The sequence below is a fragment of the Acutalibacter intestini genome (assembly GCF_034334985.1).
GTDB lineage: Bacteria > Bacillota > Clostridia > Oscillospirales > Acutalibacteraceae > Acutalibacter > Acutalibacter intestini.
The window spans coordinates 1-14935 of the sequence record NZ_JAWXXL010000057.1; the positions used below are offsets into that span (position 1 = coordinate 1).

Genomic DNA, 14935 nt, shown 5'->3' on the forward strand with positions numbered 1-14935 from the left:
GGCTCGACAAATGTCGGAGACTCTGGAAAAACTGCGAACGTAAATTACAGAACTCTTTTCAAATGTTTTCTCTTGCCTTTATTCGTCTGCTCTTAAATAGATGCTAAACAGATTCTTAACCTTCGTCACGCCCTTCACGTCCTCCACATCGAAGATAGGCCCTGCGGCAAAGATGATCTGCTGGGGCCGGACGCTGCCGTCGATGTGGTGGGTCGCTATGACCTCAACATACTGCTTCCGTTTCGTCTGGCTCTGCATCTGGCTCCACCTCCTGGTCGGCATATCCATCGCCAAAGGCGTCACTCTCTATCTCTATGATTTCTTGGATGGGGACGCAGGCTGTTGAGAGAAACAGGATGCCTGTCTGCGTATCTATATCCTCAACCTCGCCTGTCTCCCGGATGTAGGTGCCCAACTCCAGACCGCCAATCACTCGTTCCAAGCAGAAATAGGTGACGGCTATCTTGTCCCCGGACTGCACCATGTGTAGCTTGCGGTCGAGCTGCTCCTGGGCATCGTCGGAGAGCATGATTCGGGTGACCATCTGCCGTTCAGCCTGTTTTGTGAGCAATGCAAGGCTGAAACCTCGAAGTGCATCAAATGGGGCGTAAGATTTGGCCCGGTTCTCCACCGGCATTTTCGGGTGCTTTAGCGGTGGCCGCTTGATATACAGAATGTCCTCATATGGGTGATTAACCAATTCTATGACCTCCTATCTGCCCGTTGCGTTCCAATGTGGTGGCTCCATCCAGCAGGTCGCAGCCTTTGAAAACCGCGCTTCTGCCAAACCTCTTTTTCAGTTGGAGAGTGGCCCTCACCAAGTCGATTTCTCTCTGCTCTTTGCCCAGGTCTGTGAAAAAGCCCATCTGCGCTGGCACCTCGGAGGCTCGGGAGAGCCGGATCGCGCTCACGCCCAGGTGCTTGGAGCAGAGCTGTTTATTCATGATCTTCTCAAACAGTTCCATGGACGATGCCATAATCCGGCTGGGACAGGCGGTGGGCCCGCCCAGCTTGGCAGTGCCGTGGGCCGACTTCGGAACTGTCTTGCCATAGTAGTTGACCTTTGTGGGGCCGGAGTAGGCCCCGTCAGCCGTTTCATGCCAGTCGTAGCTGATGTACATGGTAAGCCCCTCGGCCACCATATCGCTGTCCACCAGCCGGTTGATGAGCTGCTCGGTCATTTCCCGGATGACGATCCGGGTCTTTTCATAGTCATACCCGCACTTGAGTACTTGGCCCTCATTGAAGGATTTAGTGGCGGAGCGGTAGTTCTTGATGTGCCACATGGTCACGGAATCTTCTCCCCATGCTCTATCCAAAATCAATTCTGCGTCCACGCCGAACTCCCGGAAGAATAGATCCTCATTGGTGAGACTCAGCCGGGCGATGTCGCCCATGGTGTGGATGCCCCACTTCGCCAGCCGGTTGGATATGCCGCCGCCAATCATCCAGAAGTCTGTCAGGGGCTCATGGGCCCATAGTTTCTCCCGGTAGCTCTGCTCGTCCAGCTCAGCTATGCGGACTCCGTCCTTGTCGGCGGGTATATGCTTCGCCACTATGTCCATCGCAACCTTCGCAAGATAGGGGTTCGTACCGATGCCAGCCGTGGCAGTGATTCCCACGGTGGCCAGCACGTCCCGCACCAGGGTCATGGCCAGCTCATGGGTATTCATGCCGTAGAGGGTTAGGTATGGCTCTGCGTTAATGAACACTTCATCGACCGAGTAGGCGTACAGATCGTCAGGGGCAATATGGTTGAGATACACACTGTAAATCTCAGCCGAAACATCCAAATACCGCTGCATCCGGGGCGGAGCAATGATAAAGTGGACTTCCTCGCCGGTCAGGTTCTTGATCTGCTGAAGTCGCTGCTTGACCTCGAACAGCCGCGCTCGGCCTGAGATTTTCCGGGCCTTGAGTGACGGTGATACCGCAAGGCAGATCGTCCCGTCCGTGCGGCTCTCGTCCGCAACTACCAGGTTGGTGGTCAGCGGGTCAAGGCCGCGGTCGATGCACTCACATGACGCATAAAAGCTCATCGCTTTAGGTCAATGCAGATGTATTGACCCATTCAGACCACCTCCTTGACCGAACGTATTTTCTGTATTATAGCAGAACGCGCGTTCGATTGCAAGGGAGTATTTTTTCCAATTCGTTTCTCCCAAGATGTGGTGCATGGTTAGTGGTACACTACTACAATTTCACATGATATTTCACTCCGCATCTCCAAAAAAAGAGGAACCCCCTCACTTGATAGGGGGTCCCTCATTTAGTAGATTATAGTCCTTAGAAACTCACTTCATTGCCAGTAACTTCAGTACTTTAATGTTTCTTTACCTTTTCTTATAACAATTTGTTAGTGATATGCAATCAATATCAAATTGAACATCTGTGGGGACGTATCGCACGATACTATTCGGCTTAGTGTAGCCTTTGTGCGGTGTTGCCTATAGCCTCGTGACCGACCAGCAGAGCCGGCATTTAAATTAGGTAAACCTTCATAATACCACTTCCGCCTTTATTGTGGTGCGCTACTGTTGTAGTGAATAGCAACATTTCTCAGAGCCTCATTGTTGATATCCCCAATATCTATACTTTTCCATTGGGCTTCTGGGCCACCGTAATACACGTCTTGCAGGTTGGGGCATCCATATAATGCACCCATCCCAATAGAGACTACGCTGTTTGGTATAATCACGCTGGTCAGACTGGTACAGTCAGAGAATGCACACTTCCCGATAGAAGTAACGTGGTTGGGTATAGTCATACTGGTCAGGCTACTGCAAGAATCAAACGCATATTCCTCAATAATGGTAACACTGTTGGGTATAGTTACACTGGTCAGGCTACTGCAGGATCGAAACGCATATTCCCCAATAATCGTAACACTGTTGGGTATAGTCACGCTGGTCAGAGCTGTACAGTAATTAAACGTCCACTCCCCAATAGAGGTAACGCTGTTGGGTATAGTTACGCTGGTTAGTCTCGTACATCCACTGAATGCATTCCCCCCAATAGAGGCAACGTTGTTTGGAATATTCACGTTGGTCAATTTGTCACATGAAATGAACGCCATCACCGCGACAGATTTAACGCTGTCAGGAATGGTATATGAGGAGTCCTGTTTGCCTGCTGGGTATTGTATAAGTTCGCTCATTGGCTTATTGAATAAAACTCCATTAGATGTAGTATAGGTTTCATTTCCAGAATCAACTTGTATTGCTGTTAGCTCACTACAGCCAGAGAACGCCCCTTCGCCAATAGAGGCAACACTGTTTGGTATAATCACGTTCGTCAGACTGGTGCATTCAGAGAATGCTCCGTATCCGATAGAAGTAACACTATTTGGGATATTCACACTAGTCAATTTGTCACATAAAATGAACGCCACATCTGCAACAGATTTAACGCTGTCAGGAATGGTATACGAGGAGTCCTGTTTGCCTGCTGGGTATTGCATAAGTTCGCTCATTGGCTTATTGAATAAAACCCCATCAGATGTAGTATAGGTTTCATTTCCAGAATCAACCTGTATTGCTGTTAGCTCACTACAGCCAGAGAACGCCCCTTCGCCAATAGAGGCAACGCTGTTTGGTATAATTACACTAGTCAGACTGGTGTGGTCAGAGAATGCCCAGTTTCCGATAGAAGTAACACTGTCTGGTATCACCACATCGCCACCGGAGCCCACATATTTTTTCAGCACACCATTTTCAATGACAAAGTCTTTCATGGGGGAGGCCGCTAATTTCGGTCCAGAGGTAGGCGCGGCAATACTTGTCTCCGTGAGCGTGGTGCCAGCTTCTAAAAACCCTGTGTCTTCACTATAGCTGTCCACCATTATGCACCCATCGTCGATATAGTAATATTTTCTATCATAATATTGGGCATACCGTAATCCATCTGGAAGTATAGTCTCTTCCCCGCTAGCAGATATCATGTAAATAGTTCCGTCTTCTCCAAAAATAACCGGCAACCGAGAATAAACGGCCTGACAAAAAAAGTCATCGGAATAAGGACGCCTGACCTGGTAATCATAATGTTCGAATCCATGATGTCCTCGTATAGGCTCAAAGAGCATATTTCCTTCCCTGTCTATAAGCGTAACATAAGCATTTCCTCTTTCATTGACAACAGTAATTATACCATACTCTACATCCTTAAACATACAAGCGTCCACTATAAAAATTGTATTGTCATACAACTCTGGTATCGAACTCATTAAGTCAACTACCATGTGCCCTTTATCATCAAAAAAGCCAGCATATTTTTCGTGGTCCTCTGTTATACCCATGGAAAAACCATATCCATTGGTATAGTCAACCTCATTCATCTCATAAATAGAACTTGTATATGCTGTAATCTCCCAGGCAAGTTCACCAGTAGTTATATTGTATGCGGCAAACGCAGTATGATGGCGGGCATTGTCATTCGGCGCTGTAACCGCTATTATCTCGTCATCTAGTGGTGAATATCCATAAGCTATTCCAATATTCTTTACATTTCCACTCCTCACATCAAAAATAAATCTACTATTTGTCATCGAGTAAGGATCTGAGGGTTTATATATGCAATAGAATCCCTTTCCTAAATACTTAAATCGGCTTTTACTTACACCGTGCGATAAATCATTTGCTGAATCATAGAATGAAGAACTAAGTTCATCAAAATTCCAAGATTGCTTTATTGTTCCATCTATGCTTTTTGCCCGCAAAACCGTATCATAAGATGCATACGTTTCAATATCCTCTGCCGTCCAAATAGTAATCCCTGTAGAATCTTCACAGATATAGAGAAAAACTTCATTCTCTGAATTAAGATATTCATGAGAAACGTCTTCTCCATCAGTGTTAATGAGTTGAATGCCTCCATCTACACGTACTGCAGCAAGTCCATCATAAAAAGGGGAAAGGACTTCTGTGTTTTCAGAAGGAATCATGCAAAGTGTATTTTTATCTGAATCAAAAGCAATATAGTACTCCACATTTGTTCCCGTTTGTCTAGCAGTAGACCAAAAAGTTCCAGACGATTCGCACATTACGCCAAAATCATGCATCTCCGCAAATTCATAATCGTTGTCACTAGCTACAATCTCTTGTTCATGTATTACGTCACTCTGTTCAGATGTAGTTGTCTGAATCTTTTCCAGATTTGAGTTATTACACCCATTTAAAGCCAATGTCAACAACACCACTAGCAAAATCGATAATGCTTTTTTCATAGCTATATTACCACCCTGTTTTATCCTATTGGCAAAATAAATTTTGTGATTTTCCAAAACATTTTTATACGCCGGTGCCCAGTTGAGTTCATATGACAATGTGTTAAATATACCTTTTGATGGTTACCCATTTTCTGTGATCAGATGGGGAACTGAAGGTGTGCCCAACACTACCAGTTTATCGGGTTCATTGCGCAAGGTGGACAGCGTGATTGTGTTTATCTGAAATCCCTTATGATAATCAACCTCCACAAAATTCCTCCCGGCGATGGCAGATTCGCCAGCAGCTCTATACGCGGACTCCGAAACATGATTTCCGTCCAACTCGTAATACCACCCATTTGCTTGAGGATCCCGCACTATCAGACGGTGGATCACTTCTGCTCTACCATCCGAAATGTCAAAAAACTCGTGCCGGTATGAACCCATGCGACCACTTGGAGAGTAGACCGTGTTGCCATATTGAACATACTTAAAACTTCCATAATTTCCGAATTTACCCAATTCTTTCACTTGACCTTCATGGTAGGTATATAGGCAATGCCTTCCATCGGCTCCAGAGGTATTATATCCAACAGCAAGTTCCGGAATATTGTCATCACTAATATAAACCAGCTGGAATCGGACATCATCATTCGGGCAGTTCGAGTAAATATTATCAAGCATGGAGCAGTAAGCGGATTTCCATGTGGATTTGGTTTCCGGCACTTTTGCTGCACGATACAGGAATGTAACAATTTGAGCCCGGGTGCATTTGCTATCTGGCGCAAACCGTGAGGTACTCACGCCAGAGGTTATGGCATGTTCTACAGCCCAACATACGGCACCGCTATAATAGCTGCCGCTATGCACATCAGAAAAACGGTTCTGTCCCATGGAAACTGGCATTCCTTTATCGCGCCAGAGGAAAGTTACCGCTTGGGCGCGGGTACAAGGTTTTGCTGGGGAGAAATGAGTCGAGTCAGTTCCAGTGGTTATGTTGTTCTCCACCGCCCACAGTACTGGTTTATAGAAGTAATCAGAGGGACTTACATCCATAAAGGGGTTCCGGTTTGTCTTGGGTGTAGGTTCACCTGCGGCCCGCCATAGAAATGTGACGATCTGTCCTCTAGTGCAAAACTGATTCGGTCCAAATCGCGTTGTGCTAATCCCCGAGGTGATTCCCTCACTGACTGCCCAGGCCACCGCATCAGAATAGTATTCGTTCGGACCCACATCTTCAAAGCGTGACGTTTCATGACCGCCCACTGCCTGGAGTGCGGAGCCGGCTATTGCGCTTTGAGGAATCTCTGATCCGTCCGCAGTCAATACAGCGTTTGCTTGACCGTCCGCATATAGCTTTCCGGAAATCTGAGCCAAAGCGACTATGCCCTTGCTAGAGGACCCTTGAAGTTGAACTTCCTTATATCCCATATCCAATGAGGAATCCAGAACAATTTCATATGCCTTGCCCGAGCCCTTTTCCAACTCAACATAGTTGAGCTTTTGACTATCATCCACTCCCAAAGTCACCTGGCTTGCACTGGTTGTCACCGCTGCAGATTGGTCCACATTGACCATGGATACCTCAAATTTTTCTGAAGAATTTCCTGTGTTTGAGATGGTATAAATTTCGTCTGAGGGCAGCCATAAAGAAATGCCAGAATGTTCTGATGAATCTCCATCTGCCGTGGTTCCTACCAGCACCATCGGGTATATGTCATTTCGATCTGTATGCAGTTCGCCATCTTGGAGTGTCGCTGCAATATTTCCTTCATCGTCACGGATCACCGCGTCCTCAGTATTCATGGTAAGCAGGTTCACATTTCCCGCTCCCTTCCGTTCATTCCACACCTGTTTGTAACTGGTAGCATTTACATAGGAGATCCAGCTTCCTGAGTACCCGCTTCCAACCGGGATCGAATCGTTGATATTGTAATACCACCCCGTATAACTTCCGCCGCTCCTATTTAGGGTGATATACCGTTTAGTTTCAGGGTAGTTGCAGTCATATACAAGTATCTGACTTTGTGTACTGCTGACATCAATCAAATCATATCCCACAATTGCGTGACCGGTACTTTTTCCCATTACGGCAATAACTACGGGGTCTTGTCCTGTTTCCTTGAAATGACGAACGGCGCTACAAAGGTCATCCAACTTGTTCCTTGTTCTTCGATAGTCTTCTTGAATGATCGCGTTATACTGGCTGATTTGCATTGCTTCAATAAAGTCTCGCAGAGATAAGCCCCATGCGACACATCGGTCACCTATGCTCAAATCACGCGGAACCGATGCATCTTTCCTAAAGTAAGAGGCTTTAATACCTTTGTCTTCCTCAAAAAACATATTCGCCGTGCTGGACATCCCAAAACAGCTTCCCTGCCACGTCTTATTCTGGTTGTAGTATACTCTTGCCAAGCTGGTATCCCCAAACATAAGCTGGTATCTTGACAGGGGTACTCGATAGTTACTGGAATAGTCAAATCCTCCCAAAGAATTAGAAAAACGATATGTAAGGTCGGAAAGAGTGGGCAATTTTGTCGTCTTTCTCCAGTGAGCGTAAAGAGTTTGATTTGACGAAAGCACTACTATACTGCTGGACGTGATTTGATTTCCACCTGCGGAAGCAGAAAACCACCCGGTAAACATATAGCCACTACGAACTGGAGTTGGGAGTACCCCATATGGCTGTCCTTTGGTAACAATTTTATTCGTTGTGTTAACAATCCCACCATTTGGGTCAAATGTAACAGTATATAACTGTGGTGATGGCGAGGGTGTTGTATCTTCGCCTGCATAATGGATGACAGGCGAACAATTGTCGAATATAGGTTGATCCTTTGCGACAGCATCCCACTGATCTTTCGCCCCCCCATAATATACATCTATGAGATTGCTACAGTTTGAGAATGCATCCACACCTATTTGGGTAAGGCTTTCCGGAAGAAAAACCGTAGTTAAGTTGGAACAGTCATTAAACGCACTCCATTCTATTCTTGTAACACCTTCGGGGATATGTATGCTCGTAAGACTTGTACATCCATGAAAAGCCGAGATACCTATGTCAGTGACTCCAGTAGGAATCTCAACGGAGACTAAGCTAGAACAGTTCTCGAAGGTATTATTGGCAATTCGAGTGACCTGTTTGGGAATATTTATTCTTTCAAGGTGACTACATCCTCTAAATGAGCCATGCCCAAGCTCCTGTATGCTGTCTGGTAAGGTAATACTGTTTAGGTTTGTACAAGAAGTAAAAGCACCTTGTAGAATTGCAGTCATTCCATCAGGCAGTTGAACTGTTGTCAGGCTTGGACAGTTGCTAAATGCGTATTTCCCAATCTTGGCTACACCAGTGTCTATAAGTATACTGTTTAGATTAGGGCAGCTGTAAAAAGAATAGTCTCCAATATTATTGATGCCTTGGCGTACAATGACGGAAGTAATCTGGGGCTTTACATTGTTCCATGCCGGAGGATTGGTGCGGAAATCAAAATCCCACATATTTCCCGTCCCATGTGCAGTAAATCTGCCGTTATCTGCGGAAAATTCATATATACCGTTGTCTCCACATGAGCCGACCTCCCCCTTATAGGTATCAGCTTTGACAGTGTTTGGGAATAATATGAATAGAATACTAAAAGCCAATATGATAGAAATGATTTTCTTTGTCATACAGATACCTCCAGCAAATGAATAATCCCGCGCTCCATTATTAAAATGTCCTTTTTTGAGTGCGTCCACTAATAGCAAGTCTACCACAAAATGTTCAAGAAATCAATGCATATTGTGCGGAAAGATGCAAAATCGCCACGAATGAGTGGGAGCAGATTTGGGAAAAGATGAGTTTATAAAAAAGTACACATTATGTTAGTTTGTTGATATTCTTTAAAGTTGTTTGGACCCTCGAATATCTTAAATTCTGACAAGGCAAAGTTTGCATCATACTTCTTTGTCAAAAATAATTTTGAGTCCTTAAATATCAATACTTAAATAAGAACGGGAGGGGGCGGCAGTTGCCGTCCCCTCCTTTCGCTCAGCTTGTCAAGTAGTTCATAAGCATTTGCGCTACTTCACAGCGTTTCGCGGTGCCCAGCGGGTCCAGCGTTCCTCCGCCCTTGCCGTTCATGACGCCATTTTCCGTGGCCCAGCACATGGCCTCCCGGGCGTAATCGCTGACCTTGCCCGCGTCATTAAAGTTGAGACTGGATTTCTCCGGCTTGGGGCTTCCTGCGTACCGCCAAAGCATGGTGGCCATCTGCTCTCGTGTGATGGGCTCATTGGGCGCAAACTTTCCTCCGCCAACACCATTGACCACGTTCTTTTTCGCGGCCCAGTTCACGGCATCCGCGTACCATTGGCCAGGCTTTACATCAGTAAACTGCCCTGCCTCCGCACCGGGCCGTCCTTCCTTATTGTAGAAAAGTTGAGCAAACTGGGCACGGGTGATCTGATCGTTGGGCCCAAAGTTCCCGTTCGCATAGCCGGTCATCAAGCCCTCAGTGCAGACAAATTCCACAGCCTTGATGTACCATTCCGTATCCTTAACATCCGGGAAGGGATTCTTCCAGGGCTCTGCTGTGGGAGCGGGTGTGGGAGTTGGCTCCTGGGTGGGAACCGGAGTGGGAGTGGGTGTTGGTGTGGGAGTCGCGGTTTGAACAGGTACAAACACAGCTTTTACAGTCACGTTATAGTTGGGCATTGTGAAAGTGAACTTACCACCGTTCTCCGTGACCTCGATCTCCTTGCCTTGACTGTCCGTAACAGTGATGCTGTCCAGCCTGTAATTTTCATCTGGAGTGGCGGTCAGCGTCACAGTGCCGCCAGAGTAGATGCTGCTGGGCTTGGAGGTAACAGTGCCATGCTCGGCTTTTTCGATACCCACGTTGTAGAAGCTAACCGAGGGATAGCCGCCGGAACTGCCGCCGCTGGAGTTCTTCTGCCAGTGGGCGTAAATAGTGGTGTCTTGGGTAAAAACTGTATCTGTTGTTACTTGGGTGCCGCCGGTGGGGGAGGTGAACCAGCCAAGGAAGGTGTAGCCGGGGCGGGTGGGGGAGGGGAAAGAAGGCAGTTTACCTTCTACATTTGTAACCATACGAGCTTTATCACAAGTTCCTCCAGTTGGGTCAATCGTAATAAAACTTCTTGTTTTCTTAAGAACTGCCTCAATCGTGACATCTGTACTTGGAACACGCAAAGTAGTAGAATAAGAACCAATATCTGAGAACACATCCGTACCTATACTTGATGTCCAACCAACGAACTCATATCCTTCAGGGACGTATGCGTATATCTCAAATTGTTCATCTGGATATGCCTTGGTTTCCAGAAAAAGTTCTCCGTCTACTATGACGCTCCCATTTACCAATTTTATGGTTTGCCTTTCCGCTTTTGGCTGATAAGTATCCAGGTTCGGCACAATAGAAGAACCATCCGTGTTCTGAATGCTATAGCTTATTTCACCCAATTTTCTTCCATTAACATCCGTATTATAGGTCATCCCATCATTCAATGGAATATCATAAAAATAAACATCACGTAAGCCATTAGAATTTGAATCAAATTCTGTAAGCTGAACGTCCATGGACCCCTTATCGTTTCCGACATACTCGATACGGTACTCTTCATCGTTATAGAAATATAGAGTTTTTGTGTCATCTTCAAGAATTACAGTGATATTACCATTGCAATAAGGCTTATTATCAACCACATATGCAACAAGGTTATCATCCATGTCATAGACATAAAGATCAACAGGACATGCTGCTACATATTTTTTACTTACAATTCGGTTTTCACTTTCAGAAAAAAGAGCATGATATTTCTCATATAGGCCGGTATTGGGATAGTCCTCTTCCAGATGGTTAATCCAACAGGTCAAAGCAGTTTCATGACTTACCACATAACTTTTTTGGATAGAGTTGATACTTGTCTTTATACTATCTCTAGCATCAGCCCCGCTTTTTTCAAAAAAATCACCTATGCGATTTATTAGAGCACTATCCAATTCATCTATGAAATCATACACATTAATGCAGTCCTCATCACGACTGGTGTACATAACATCAATAGAGGACAAATAAGTGGCTGCGTTTTCGGAACTCCGCCTCTTCAGATATTGATTCTCCAAAGTTGTATGCACATTCTTAACAAGCAATTCAACGTCAAGTGTAGCCAGCATCTTGAAATACTGTTCAACAAGTTTATCTGCGTTGAACACTTTTTCTGAAACAAATTTTCCAGTTTTATAGGCAGCCAGAAAGATATCTAGTACCGGGAATCCCACATTGCAGGCTTTCTTTATATCTTTCCATAGCTCATCGATGAGGCGTTCCGCTATTTCAACGCCTATTATACTCCATCCGTCATTGTACATCCTCATAAGTAGATCGTTAGTGCTACTGTCAACAATACTCTTGCAATCGGAAAGAGCCAATTTTAAGTCCACATTTGTTTCTGGGCATTTGTTGTACATAGTACGGACTACCGTTTTCAATGATTCATTCATATTTGCAAGTTCCACAACAGTCGCACATCGTTCTATATATGTTGAAAAGTCATCAACCACATCGAAAAAAGTCCCCATATGGGAAAAGCAATCATCAAGAAAAGTAATATTGGGATATTTCTTTTTGAAAATATCTTTCATGCACTCTTGGACGATTTCTTTTACCCTAAGAGGCATAGACTCAAAGGCCTCTGATGTCGTAAACTCAATATCATATTTAGCTTTTAATATAGATCGTACTTCTGACTCCCAAGATTTAGCTTCCTTTATTCCCGATTTAAATGTATCGAGAATTCCATAATCACGCGAGGTATCAATTTCCAGCATTTGCAAAATTATTGCTGCATATATGTCTTTCTTCTCCACAATTACTTCTTTCAAGTTTGATGGCTTATCAACAGTGTCGAAGAAAGCAGTAAGAGATTTCCAGGCTTTTGCAGAATCATCGAATCCAGATTCTTGCAAAAGCGGAACCAAAATATTACAGGGTGTCTGTAGTTCCAACATGGATTTTATGCCGCTCTTATATGGAAGGTTGTTATCCAAAAGCTTATCAGCTCGATACATATTTACGTCAAAATCTACCTTTCTACTCACAACAACTCTGCACGTTGCTTCTCTCCCATCGGATAAGACAAGAGTGATCTGTGTATTTCCAGGCGATAAACCTGTTAACACTGCTGTAGCTTGTACTTCTGAATCTCGCACCAGGGCCTCTTGTGATATTGCAGCAACGGTTTTGTTGGATATTGTCCAATCGATATCAGAAGCGCCCATGTTTAGAGCCTGTGGAATAACCGCCGAGATGGTCATAGTTTCGCCTACATCTATATAATATGTGCTTTCAGCAAAGGATACGTCTTCCTTTTCCGTTATTGCGTATTTTGCATATGTACTGTAATCAATCCCATTCAAAATAGGATACCCATCATTATACCCCTCGGTATCCTGCTTCCACGCCGAACCGCCTGCATTCAGCTGTGTAACAAACTCACCAGTAGCCATTTCTTCGGCGCTCTTTTCCGCCACCTGGCTGTACGGATTTTTGTAGTTCTCACCGCAGCTTCCGGTCAAATAGAACAAATTCTTTGATGCACCCCTGGTGCCATTTGAAAAAATAGGGCCTTTAAATCTCGCATTGGGGGAAACAATGTTACCAGTATTATAACAATTGGTAAACACACACATATCATCGCTTTCAGAAAACCAGTCCTTAAAACACCTTGGCCCTATTCCTGCTACATAGTTGCTTTCTCCTTTTATTTCGCCAATATTATAGCAGTTCGAAATACTTGTGTTATACATAAAACTGTATACTGCGGAATATCCGACAATTCCTGCTACATGAACCCTTCCGGAAATCTCCCCTGCGTTAAATGAGCATGATATTGAAGACGAGGAACTTCCATAGAACGGTGCCTCACCAATAATACCTGCCACACAGTTTCCTCCGTAAACCTTTCCTACATTCCAACAATAAGAACCATAAATTGTTTTGCCGGCAATTCCACCAACTCGGTCGTTTCCAGTTATATTTCCAACATTGTAGCAGCTGGAAACTGTTCCAGAGTCGCAATATCCTACAATCCCGCCAACAAGGTTCTTGCCTGTGACAGAACCAGTATTGTGGCAATTCCGAAAAGTATAGCCGAACATATCGCCAGGTGCCGAACCAACAATACCTCCAACAGCGTCTTGCCCAATGACCGTTGCGCCACTATAGCACCCATATAGGTCATGGTTTCCAGAAATATCTCCACGCAGTTTTTGACCACAGACAGCGGCAACATGACTTCCGCCCTTAATGTAGGACTTGTCAACACCAACATCGAAAATACCTGCATTATTTTGGCCCACGCCGAAAAGGCCCTGATAGTTGTCACTGGTGGAAATATAGAGTCCGTAGACGCAAAAACCCTTACCAGAGAAAGAACCCATGAACTGATTTGTCGATGTGCCAATGGGCGTCCATTGGTTCTGAGGGGGAGTTGTATCCCATGCCTCAACATTTGAGACATCGTTAAGATAGATATCGTTTGTAAGCTGATACACCTTCCAAACCTCAGCACCGCTGTTTACCTGACTGGCAAACCTAGCCAGCTGTGCCCCGGTGCTGATCAGATAGGGATCGCTGGATGAGCCAGTCCCTCCCGCATAACTATCTGCGACAGAGCCGTCCCAAATTTCCTGGGCCGTTTGCGTCTCGGGGAAACTATCTGCTTGAACCGCAGCCTCTTTGCCCAGAGCAAACACGCTGATAGGAAGCGAACCGATTACAAAGCACAGTGCCAGTACGATAGAGATCATTCGCTTTTTCATAGTAATCACCTCATATGTTGCCTTTCCTAATTTGATTTTGACACAAAACTGAATATTGTCGGAGATTCATCGAGCACTGGAGCCTTTTCAAAGCCACCTTCAAAAAAGGAGATAGAATAGTAAAAGTGCATTTCGCAAAAAACATACAATGGTGCCGAGAATGGCCCTGAGGGTTGCTTTCTTTTGGCGTGCTCACATTAATCTAAATACCACCTCCATACAACAAAAGTATCAAAAAACCAATTTCTGCTATCAGAAGAAAGATACCTATTATCCGAAGATAGGAGATAAACTGGCTTATGAGTTTATCCGTATCACGCTTTAGTCTCCTGTACTCTTCCAATTCCTCATTATCCAGTTCATCTTCATAAGGATCATTTTCTGCGGCTTCATCTGCTTCATTCTCGGGGTTTTGAGGATTTCCGCAGTAACTGCAGTACTCTTCCGAGTCATCTAGTAGCTTGCCGCATACCTTGCAATTCCAGGCCATTCTTCTTGCCCCATTTCTAATTCCTTAGAGCCTGTTTAAAAACTTTTGACAAGAGGTGCAAAAAAGGGGATAATAAGGGAAAACGTGCAGGAGATGAGGGCAGGATGCATCAATACCCAAGTGATATCAGCCGGGAAGAATACGAGCAGATACGAGAAGATTTGGAAGGAGCGCGGAAAAAGACACGTCCAAGAGAGTACGATTTATACGATGTGTTTTGTGCAGTGCTGTATGTGGTGCAGGGTGGAATCCAATGGCGAATGCTGCCCAGTGATTATCCCAAATGGCAGAGCGTATATTATTACTTCTGCGTGCAAAGATAGGAAAGTGAAGGATGAAGGAAGAAACTGGAAACGGCAGAGGGATGATGCTGTAATCTGCGCATAAATGACTGGATTTTGTGGGAAATATCTTCCAC

The 14935-nt window shown here is 45.0% G+C and carries 7 protein-coding genes and 2 pseudogenes; 2 read left to right on the plus strand and 7 right to left on the minus strand.

Translation table 11 applies throughout. The features are described 5' to 3' along the window. Positions 1-107, plus strand: a pseudogene (locus U8U68_RS20325) (IS5/IS1182 family transposase); the annotation flags it as partial. Here U8U68_RS20325 and U8U68_RS20330 read toward each other — a convergent pair. The 7 genes from U8U68_RS20330 to U8U68_RS20360 form a co-directional block, all read right to left on the minus strand. Further along, complete coding sequence (locus U8U68_RS20330; RefSeq protein WP_322204075.1) at positions 79-258, minus strand: hypothetical protein; 180 nt, start codon at positions 256-258, stop codon at positions 79-81. The pseudogene U8U68_RS20325 and the gene U8U68_RS20330 sit on opposite strands and share 29 nt — an antisense overlap. Further along, a complete protein-coding gene (locus U8U68_RS20335) occupies positions 224-700 on the minus strand; it encodes a hypothetical protein (RefSeq protein WP_322204077.1) in 477 nt (158 codons plus the stop codon). Before U8U68_RS20335 ends, U8U68_RS20330 begins: the two co-directional genes overlap by 35 nt. Continuing rightward, the gene (locus tag U8U68_RS20340; protein ID WP_437124459.1) at positions 693-2039 is read right to left on the minus strand and encodes a Y-family DNA polymerase; all 1347 of its coding nucleotides are present in this window, start codon (positions 2037-2039) and stop codon (positions 693-695) included. The genes U8U68_RS20335 and U8U68_RS20340 overlap by 8 nt, the downstream gene beginning before the upstream one ends. A gap of 479 nt (positions 2040-2518) precedes the next feature. Then, the gene (locus tag U8U68_RS20345) at positions 2519-5221 is read right to left on the minus strand and encodes a leucine-rich repeat domain-containing protein (protein WP_322204079.1); all 2703 of its coding nucleotides are present in this window, start codon (positions 5219-5221) and stop codon (positions 2519-2521) included. Positions 5222-5344: 123 nt separating this feature from the next. Further along, a complete protein-coding gene (locus U8U68_RS20350) occupies positions 5345-8875 on the minus strand; it encodes a leucine-rich repeat protein (RefSeq protein WP_322204081.1) in 3531 nt (1176 codons plus the stop codon). A gap of 361 nt (positions 8876-9236) precedes the next feature. After that, on the minus strand, positions 9237-14027 hold the full coding sequence (locus U8U68_RS20355; protein ID WP_322204083.1) for an S-layer homology domain-containing protein: 4791 nt from the start codon (positions 14025-14027) through the stop codon (positions 9237-9239). A 202-nt stretch (positions 14028-14229) separates the two neighbouring features. Beyond that, positions 14230-14517, minus strand: a complete 288-nt coding sequence (locus U8U68_RS20360; RefSeq protein WP_322204085.1) for a hypothetical protein — start codon at positions 14515-14517, stop codon at positions 14230-14232. A 104-nt stretch (positions 14518-14621) separates the two neighbouring features. Here U8U68_RS20360 and U8U68_RS20365 point away from each other — a divergent pair. Next, a pseudogene (locus tag U8U68_RS20365) lies at positions 14622-14831 on the plus strand (transposase); the annotation flags it as partial. Between the last annotated feature and the right edge of the window lie 104 nt (positions 14832-14935).

Excerpts from the sequence above, each read along its gene's own strand:
- U8U68_RS20330 (WP_322204075.1), bottom strand. The coding sequence starts at position 258 with ATGCAGAGCCAGACGAAACGGAAGCAGTATGTTGAGGTCATAGCGACC.
- U8U68_RS20340 (WP_437124459.1), bottom strand. The coding sequence starts at position 2,039 with ATGAGCTTTTATGCGTCATGTGAGTGCATCGACCGCGGCCTTGACCCG.
- U8U68_RS20345 (WP_322204079.1), bottom strand. The coding sequence starts at position 5,221 with ATGAAAAAAGCATTATCGATTTTGCTAGTGGTGTTGTTGACATTGGCT.
- U8U68_RS20350 (WP_322204081.1), bottom strand. The coding sequence starts at position 8,875 with ATGACAAAGAAAATCATTTCTATCATATTGGCTTTTAGTATTCTATTC.
- U8U68_RS20355 (WP_322204083.1), bottom strand. The coding sequence starts at position 14,027 with ATGAAAAAGCGAATGATCTCTATCGTACTGGCACTGTGCTTTGTAATC.
- U8U68_RS20360 (WP_322204085.1), bottom strand. The coding sequence starts at position 14,517 with ATGGCCTGGAATTGCAAGGTATGCGGCAAGCTACTAGATGACTCGGAA.